The organism is Candidatus Similichlamydia laticola (assembly GCF_003339615.1).
GTDB classification, from domain to species: Bacteria; Chlamydiota; Chlamydiia; order Chlamydiales; family Parilichlamydiaceae; genus Similichlamydia; species Similichlamydia laticola.
Window position 1 is genome coordinate 1 of record NZ_QQBG01000015.1, and the last position, 7833, is coordinate 7833.

The 7833-nt window shown below is 42.7% G+C and carries 8 protein-coding genes; 6 read left to right on the plus strand and 2 right to left on the minus strand.

Annotated elements, in window-relative coordinates:
* The 3 genes from HAT2_RS03970 to gatB form a co-directional block, all read left to right on the plus strand.
* Positions 1-292 (plus strand): Asp-tRNA(Asn)/Glu-tRNA(Gln) amidotransferase subunit GatC (locus HAT2_RS03970; protein WP_114544360.1); only part of this gene is annotated, 292 nt, incomplete at its 5' end.
* A 3-nt stretch (positions 293-295) separates the two neighbouring features.
* Entirely contained in the window at positions 296-1753 is a 1458-nt protein-coding gene (locus HAT2_RS02030) for an amidase family protein (RefSeq protein WP_114544361.1), read from the plus strand.
* On the plus strand, positions 1750-3186 hold the full coding sequence (gene gatB, locus HAT2_RS02035) for an Asp-tRNA(Asn)/Glu-tRNA(Gln) amidotransferase subunit GatB (RefSeq protein ID WP_181860312.1): 1437 nt from the start codon (positions 1750-1752) through the stop codon (positions 3184-3186). Before HAT2_RS02030 ends, gatB begins: the two co-directional genes overlap by 4 nt.
* On the opposite strand, the gene HAT2_RS02040 is transcribed toward gatB, so the two are convergent.
* Positions 3180-3920 (minus strand): hypothetical protein, encoded by a 741-nt coding sequence (locus HAT2_RS02040; protein WP_147267487.1) that lies wholly within the window; start codon positions 3918-3920, stop codon positions 3180-3182. The two genes, gatB and HAT2_RS02040, sit on opposite strands and share 7 nt — an antisense overlap.
* Before the next feature lie 22 nt (positions 3921-3942).
* Positions 3943-5184: a serine hydrolase domain-containing protein gene (locus HAT2_RS02045; RefSeq protein WP_114544364.1), complete on the minus strand. Its 1242-nt coding sequence runs from the start codon at positions 5182-5184 to the stop codon at positions 3943-3945.
* A gap of 67 nt (positions 5185-5251) precedes the next feature.
* Between HAT2_RS02045 and HAT2_RS02050 the strand changes: the two genes are divergently transcribed.
* The 3 genes from HAT2_RS02050 to HAT2_RS02060 form a co-directional block, all read left to right on the plus strand.
* A complete protein-coding gene (locus HAT2_RS02050) occupies positions 5252-5851 on the plus strand; it encodes a hypothetical protein (RefSeq protein ID WP_147267488.1) in 600 nt (199 codons plus the stop codon).
* Positions 5852-5869: 18 nt separating this feature from the next.
* A complete protein-coding gene (locus HAT2_RS02055; protein ID WP_114544366.1) occupies positions 5870-7456 on the plus strand; it encodes a deaminase in 1587 nt (528 codons plus the stop codon).
* A 24-nt stretch (positions 7457-7480) separates the two neighbouring features.
* A partial coding sequence (locus tag HAT2_RS02060) for a MutS N-terminal domain-containing protein (protein ID WP_478210000.1) occupies positions 7481-7833 on the plus strand: 353 nt, incomplete at its 3' end.

The following is a 7833-nucleotide window of genomic DNA, read 5'->3' on the forward strand; positions in this document are numbered from 1 at the left end:
AAAGGAATCTATCTCGATAGAGGAAGTTTATGCAATAGCTCAACTTGCAGCTCTTGATTTGACACCAGAAGAGGCAGAACAGTTCCGTGTGCAGATTGAAAACGTAGCAACACGATCAATTCCTCTGCTTAGTCTCCTAAACAACAAAAATGAATTCCAAAAAGAAATAGAGGAACATGTCTCTACTGAACTAAGAAAAGGAGAACCTGTAGTGTCATCATGCCTCGTAGAAGGAGCACCACTTACAATAGCGGGCTTGATCTGTTCTCCACCTGTTCTATACAACGAGTAAAAGATGACTGACCCAGCAGTGCATGCATTTTCAGCAAAAAAATTAAATCAATGTTTTAAGGAAGGATCTTTAAGTGCAGAAAAAATAGCAATTCACTTCCTTAATCGCATTCAAACGATCGACCCACAAGTCAAAGCTTTTCTCAGTGTGTTTGAAGACGTTGTAGAACAAGCCAGGCAATTGGATAAAAAACGAGCCCTTGGAAAGCCGTATGGTAAATTCGCAGGAGTGCCGGTCAGCGTCAAAGATCTCATCCATATTCGAGGAAAAAAAACAACGTGTGCCTCCAAGTTTTTAGAAAACTATACCGCCCCATTTAACGCCACAGTTATTGACTACTTGCAGCGTGAAGATGCTCTTCTAATTGGCAAGGTTAACTTAGATGAATTTGGAATGGGTGCTTTAGGAAAGAATTCTGCCTTTCAAGTCACTTGCAACCCTTGGAATATAGACTACTTTGCCGGGGGCTCTTCCAGTGGATCTGCTGCGAGTGTTGCAGCAAGAATGTGTCCACTCTCTTTGGGATCTGACACAGGTGGTTCTATTCGCTTACCTGCCTCTTTTTGTGGCGTGTATGGCTTTAAACCTTCTTACGGATCCGTATCCCGCTATGGGCTCGTCTCCTTTGCTTCATCACTTGAACAAATCGGGTTCTTGTCTCACAGTGCAGAAGATCTAAAAATGTTCTTCTCCTGTATTAATCAAAAATGTTCCTTTGATGCCCAATGGAGAAAAATCGAAGAAAAGCCTATGGCTCTTCACCTGAAAGATGTGTCTATTGGATGGACGCCTGCACTACTAGAATCTTCAGGACCAACTGTATCAAAAACTATTCACAAAGCCAAAACACAGCTCGAACAAGCAGGCGCAAAGTTTGTTCCCCTTTCCTGCTCGCTAGACGCTTGGAAAAATGCGCTCCTAGCATACCACGTTATTTGTTCTTCTGAAGCAAGCACGAATTTGGCGCGTTTTGATGGAATCAGATTCGGAAACCGTATAACGAGACCTTCTTTTTGGGATACGATTTCCGTTACTAGATCTACCCAGTTGGGGCAAGAAGTTAAGTCTAGAATTTTGACAGGAACCTATTATCTTTCAGCTATGCAACATAAGAGTTATTACCGTGCTGCTCTCGAAGAAGTGCAATTCCTCAAAAGACTCTATCGAGACCTTTTTAATCAGGTAGATTTAATATTGATGCCGGCCTCTAGCTGCACAGCCATCCCTATTGGAACACAGTTATCTTGTACGGAACAGCACCTTCTTGATATCTACACCTGTCCGGCCAATCTGGCAGGTTTGGCAAGTTTGAGTTTTCCTGTCGCGATTTGCGATGATGGATTACCCATGGGATGTCAACTACTCGCTCCACAAGGGAAAGATTACTCTGTTTTAGAGCTTGCATCCCAGATAAACAGCCTGTTTACCGTACCGGCCCCAACATTGGATTTTGTAAAATGAGTACTTGGAAAGCTGTTATTGGGCTAGAAATTCATGTCCAATTAAAAACAAAATTAAAATTATTTAGCCCAGCTCCAACATCGTTTGGTGATGAACCAAATAGGTCTATCCATCCGTGTTGCACAGGCCTTCCAGGGGCCCTGCCCAGGTTATCTCAGGAACCAGTCAATCATGCTATTCGCTTAGGGTTAGCTCTTGAGTCAAAGATTCATGACGAGCTTCGATTTGACCGTAAATCCTACTTTTATCCTGATTCACCAAGAAATTTTCAGATCACACAATTCTTCCATCCGATTCTTCAAGGTGGATATGTTTGTATACCATTAGGGGACCAAGAAAAGCATGTTCATATTCGAGATGCTCACTTAGAGGATGATACAGCTATTTTAAAGCATCTCCCTGGTGTAACAGGCATAGACTTTAATCGTGCTGGCATGCCCTTGATTGAAATCGTAACGGAACCGGACATTGAAACACCCGAAGAAGCGGCTCTTTTTGTCTCTGAACTCAAACTCATCCTTGAGTATTTGAATATTTCTGATTGCGATATGGAAAAAGGACAACTTCGCGTAGATGCTAATGTGTCTGTACGTAAAGAAGGAGAGGCCTTTCGACCCAAATGCGAAATCAAAAATCTCAATTCTATTAGCATCTTGACCAAAGCCCTCAAGATAGAAATGGAGAGACAAATCCGTTGCTACGATTCCCATCCAGAAAAGAAACCAGAGGAAGTGATTCTCTCTTCTACTTTTCGTTGGGATGCACAAAAAAAAACCTTAATCTTGATGAGAACAAAAGATACAGCAACGGATTATCGATATTTTCCAGAACCAGATCTTCCTCCTACTCCAGTCCCAAAGGGGCTAATAGAAGAAATTCGCCAGAAGCTACCTGAGTTACCAAAAGAGAGACGAGCCACGCTCAGGGAAAAATATTCGCTCCATACCGAGTCACTCTATGTTCTAGTTTCTGACCAGCGCCTGTTTCTTTATTTTGAGGAGGCGGCACATTTTTGTAAGCATTTTCAACAACTGGCTAACTGGATCATCGTCGAGTTTTCTGGACAGCTTCGGTGTCCGATCTACATGTCTGATATTAAGCCTCAACATGTAGCATCGCTTGTCGAACTAATTATGACTAAAAAGTTATCAGGGAAGAACGCCAAAGTGGTTGCTGCACACATGGTAGAGACGTTCTTGTCTCCCGAAGAAATTCTAAAGCAAGATCCTTCCTTATCCCTTTCTCAAGACACAAATAACTTGAACAAAATGATCACCTCTGTCTTGGAAGAACATCCAGATTCGATCTTGGATTATAGAAATGGAAAAATGAGAGCATTGAATTTTCTCGTAGGCAAAGTCATGTCCTCTTGTAAGCAGGCTGACCCTGCAATGGTCAGAGAGGTCTTGTTACAAAAAATGAGTTCTCAATAGCGATTCTCAACTACCCCTCCAGCTGCTTGAAAACCTTCCAAAATTCTTTCTAGGTGAGGTGCATCTGTAAACAGAAACAGCTTATCTAGAAGGTCCCATTGCTCTTTCAGGAACTTCTCTTGAACGAGTCGTACTTCTTCTTTTTCCTCAGCCAGATGGAGCGCAATTTTCTCAAGACAACTCTTACAAGGCGAGGCAGGAATACAAAATCCCACTGTTGATGGGTAAGCCACGCGCACAATTTGACCTCTTTGTAGACGCAAAAAAGCTGTGGTCGACCATTTTCCTTCAAAAATGGGGCTCGCTATTGTACCGGCTTCAAAAGTAGCAAACTGCTCTAACTGTTCCAGTACGCTTTCTCCTTCCCTCTCAAAAACAATCCATCTCTCCATTTCGCGGGGTAAAATCAAGTCAAGGGTACAGAGCATTTCCATAGACTCCCCTACTCGCCTTTTAAAAGACTTGTATGGACCCCGGTAAAGTAAAAAACCCTCAGTCTGTTTCTCGAAATCAGGAAGAACTCTTTCCAGAAAATTCTCTAAAGCTAAACGACTCGACGCCAATCGGCCACTGAACCAGTTAAAGTCCACACAATCGTAATGAAGTACCCATAGGATTTTGGACCCAGTTACGATATGTTGACACCCTTGCTCCACTACTTCATCCCACTGGAGAAGAGAAGAACAAGAAATATCTACCGAAACAAGAGCACAAGAATCAAAAACGATCTGCATAAAGCCAGCAGAGCACAAGGCCCTACCCTCCAAAAAACTCCTTAAATTGAAGGAGAAGTTCTTTCTTCATGGATAGAATATCTGCATTCTCGTTGCCACACAAGATAAGAAGTCCAGCTTGGCGTTCGGGATGGAGCACGACCTGTGAAAGATAGCCTGGAAAAAAACCAGTATGTTCCAGAAGATTACCTTGTACGAAAAATCCAGCGTAGTAACGCACTTCTTCAACTGGTTGAGAATCAAACCTTATCTTGGGAGGATTGTTTTTGAATACTTCCAAAGTATTACGGGCCAGATCCGATTCAAGGAAACGCGTGTACCATAGGCGCAAATCTTTAGGAGAACTGTACAAGCCAGCTGCAGAAAAAGCCTTTGTCTGATGCAAACTAGCACCAAACTCTTGTGTCACCCTGTTTGAAGGATCTCTTTTGTGTCCCGTGACCCATTTTCCTTCTTGCTGTGAACTAAGATAGCCGGTTGAAAAGAGGCCCATTTTCCTGAACAGTGCTCTGACAAGATCATCGAACGCATTTTCAGTGATCTGCTCAAGTAAATAACCCAAAATAGCATAGCCGGTATTAGAATAAAAAAAACGTTCTCCAGGTTGAAAATGTAAGGGACAACTCAATCCCCATTTAAAAAGTTCTTCAGAAGAATACCTCTTTGGTACTTGATCTTCTTTGTATGTAGGCAAACCAGAAGTGTGGTTTAAAAGATCCATCAAAGAAATTTTTTCAAAAGAAGGGGGAAAATCCAACTTAGGGAAAAACGTAACAAGCTTCTCATCCAAAAAGAGTTTCCCTTGTTGAGCTAAAGAAAAAAATAAGCTAGCCACAACCTGTTTTGAAAGAGAACCAATCCGGAAAATAGACTCGCTATCCAGAGGATTGCCACTTCCATCTTTGCCCCAGCTTCCATCAAACAAGAGCCGAGTGCCGCACCACACCATAACATAAGCAAAAGAGTCCAAAGCAAAACGATCTGAAGGAGCACAAGGATGTTTTTCTAATTTGTGAACGGCCAAGGGAAAAGGAACTAACGGAGTGACCATACGTAACGAGCTAAAACAGTGAGAACCCACATTTTCAAAAAAACGCGTCTTCTCTTTTTTCACAAGAGCAGGCCAGCCTCCACCTTCTTTCAACCTAGTAAGAAAAGACCGGGAGAAAAAAGCCACCTTTCTGTCCGTTTTTCCTCCCTCAATTTCTGAGGAGTCTGAGGAGGTTCGTACGAAGACCGAAGGGCCTTCCAAACGATCTGCCATTCTATCCCTTCCTAGAACAGGGGAGCCCACACCGGGTGAGGTTATATTTGGACTCTCTTTGCATGCAATGAGTTTTTTACTGGACCACAATAACGGTTCTTTATTCTCATTTCAGGTCGATTCGTTGGATGGCTACGAATTTACCGATCATAACATGAGGAATGACCTTGATTTTCATTGCTTTTCCAGCCATCTGTCACGATCTCTGCACCACTACCTCCAACTGAAAGGTGTATCTATGAAAAAGTTGTATGGGTATCTTGCCCTGGGAACATGTATGTTCCTCACCTGGTACTTCCCCAGTGTTCTTCTTTCGGCAAGGAAACCATCTTCTCGTCTTGGGGGATGTTTTACACTTCAAATTGAACCAGGAGAGATTAGGGAACACCTAGTCACTCTACCGGCTCGATCCATCCTAAGAATTGAAATTCCTAATCGAGTCATGCGCAACGGGTTAAATTGGAGAATCACCATTCCCCCTCCAGGTGTTCTCTCCCTAAAAAACCAGGGTGTTTCAAAAAACAGGAAGAAGGGAGCTTCGTACACATTCTTGGAATTTGAGTGCGGATCCTCAGGACACTCTGAAGTGAATTGGAGCTACAAAGAACCGAAACAAAAAGGACAAGACTCGGTCCTTCGTGTTGAAATTATGCCTCGACCTTACTAAATCCCAACAGACAGCCAGATGAAAGATATCATTTTTCAAAACGAAATTCTAATCGGATTAGCCGCCCCGATCGGCGTCCCGCTGCAACCTTTAGAGGATCAAGTTGCCTCCTTCTTTAAGAAGCATGGTTTCACGTGTTCCTTTCTCAAAGTCTCGACCATCCTGATCGAGATTTCCAGTTCCACAATAGATATAAAAAATTTCACGCCTGCCCAGAAAGCTCAATTTTTACAAAATGCGGGTGACTCGCTACGTGTCGACTCTGGTTCTCCTGAGGTTATCGCTCTTCTTCTCATTCAGAAAATACGCCAGATTCGAGAATCAATCACGGGCAAACATGTTATCGTGATCCGCTCCTTTAAGCATCCCCAAGAAGTTAAGTTGATGCGCCATATCTATGGGAAAGACTTTTTTTTAATTGGCTGCTCAGCAGCCTTCTCTTTCAGAACAGAAAACCTTAAACAAAAATGCCGAGGTTCTTCTTCCGAAGAAATTTTAGACCTCATACGCAACGATCGCTCTCGTACATCAGAAAATGTTTTCAAACGTTCTGCGTTTCCCTATCATCTCGGAAAAAAAGTAGCAAAACAACTTAATCTAAAAGAGCAAGCAGCTTGTACACATAATATAGAACTAACCTTCTGCTTATCAGATGTCTTTCTCAGTCTGTCAAATCCAGAGGAAATGCAGTGGATTCTCAAACGCTTCCTCGAAGCTATTTTGGGCTATCCTTTCCATACTCCCACTTCGGAAGAAGTCGGAATGTTCATCGCTAAAACCATGGCCTTGCGTTCTAGTGCTATGCCGAGACAAGTTGGGGCTGTCATTATGAACTCTCAAGGAGACGTGATCTCAACTGGAAGCAACGAAGTCCCGAAACACCCAGGAGGATTCTACTGGTCAGAAAGAAAGTTAGATGAATGTCCAGACACAGATTCTCGTGACTTTCGTTTTCTTTCGACTGAACCAGCAAGAAAACTAACTGAGGAATGTTGTTTAGAAATTTTGCAAACCATCAAAGAGAAAAACATCTCTCAATTAAGAAAAGAAGGTGTTTTTCAAGAAGTCCTGAAAAATTTGGAACAAAGTCGGCTCATTCGAATGAAATTATTTGAACATCGAACTGTTCATGCAGAAATGGCAGCTCTCGTCAATGCGGCCTTTCGAGGAGTCTCAGTCCAAAACAAAATAATGTACGTGACCACTTTCCCCTGTCATGAATGTGCTAAGCATCTCATTGCAGCAGGACTGAGGGAAATTGTCTACCTAGAACTCTATTCGAAAAGCGAAGCCCTTCAATTCTGGCCAACAGAAGTACAAGATGTCAGTCAGCCGAGCTCCACTCCCTTTCAAGGCAGTGGCTTAAACTTTCGACCCTTTGTAGGAGTAGCACCAAGAAGGTACATAGACATCTTTTCTCCCAAGCAGTCACGAGAAACCTATTTCGATCAAAAGGATAAACTCAGAGAAGTTGACGCAACTCCACCTCATTGGGGAGGCCTTTCCAGTCAAGAAGAGCATACCATACGAGAGAAGTGTCTCTTCTCAAGTTTAAAGGAAGATGTTGTGACCTTCCTGGGTGAAATGGAAAAAAGCTTTCCCTGAACGAAAAAAAACAGAGACCGAACTATGCAACTAGAAACTCTCTCCCCCATGATGCAGCAATGGCATACTTGTAAACAACAAGCCGGAAATAATTTACTTCTTTTTAGACTAGGTGATTTTTACGAAGCATTTGATGAAGATGCAAAGGAATTAGCGAGGATTCTTGGCATCACTCTTACTGCTAGAAATGGTGTTCCCATGGCAGGAGTACCTGCACAGACGCTAGAGTCAAGTGTCACAAAAATTGTGCAACATGGGAGAAGAGTCGCTATCGTAGAGCAGGAAGAGTCTGGACAATCAGGAACAAAAAAAATCTTAATGCGGAAGATCACACACTTCATTTCTTCCGGAACTTTGAACCAATTTAGGGAAAGTTG